Annotated in this window: 1 protein-coding gene; it reads right to left on the bottom strand. The window is 42.0% G+C overall.

The genetic code is table 11. The features are described from left to right. Window positions 1-231: 231 nt before the first annotated feature. The coding region (locus R7Q48_RS27885; RefSeq protein WP_318133539.1) for an ATP-binding cassette domain-containing protein at window positions 232-672 on the bottom strand (441 nt) is incomplete at its 5' end.

Raw genomic sequence — 672 nt, 5'->3', positions numbered from 1 at the left:
TTGAGCTTTAGAGAATAAAAAATGCCGCGACAGAATCGCGGCATTTTTCATGGTTGGGGGAACTCAAGTAATACTGTTTTTCAGTATTGTTGAGTCAGGTTGACTAAGTCTGACTCGATGAACCAACCAGTCTCGGCGGCCAAACCGAAAGGCAGCTACGCCATTCTCAAGTAAAGATGAAATAATCATCTTTACTTAATCCTAGTTCATTAATATGAAACTGTGATGAATCTAAGCAGCATCATTTTGATTTTCATTGTTTTCAAGATCAAATGAGGCATCAATCAGTTTTCTAGTGTACTCACTTTTTGGGTGATGGAAAATCTCTTGTGTGCTTCCTTGCTCCATCACTTCTCCTTTTTGCATCACTAATACGCGATCAGAAAGCGCCTTAACCACTGATAAATCATGGCTTATGAACAAATAACCGATATTGTGTTTTTTCTGCAAGTCTTTGAGAAGATCGATGACAGTGAGTTGCACTGAGCGATCTAAGGCTGAGGTCGGCTCATCAAGCAAGATAAACGACGGTTCCAAAATCAAGGCTCGTGCAATCGCAATACGTTGACGCTGCCCACCGGAAAATTCGTGCGGATAGCGGTTTATTGATGCGGGATCCAAACGTACTTCGCGCAGAACATCACGCGCTTTTTGCATGCGTTCTTTCTTGTT

Source organism: Vibrio sp. 378, from assembly GCF_033339435.1.
Note: the sequence above shows the minus strand (reverse complement) of the source record. Positions and strands in the feature narration are given on the sequence as shown.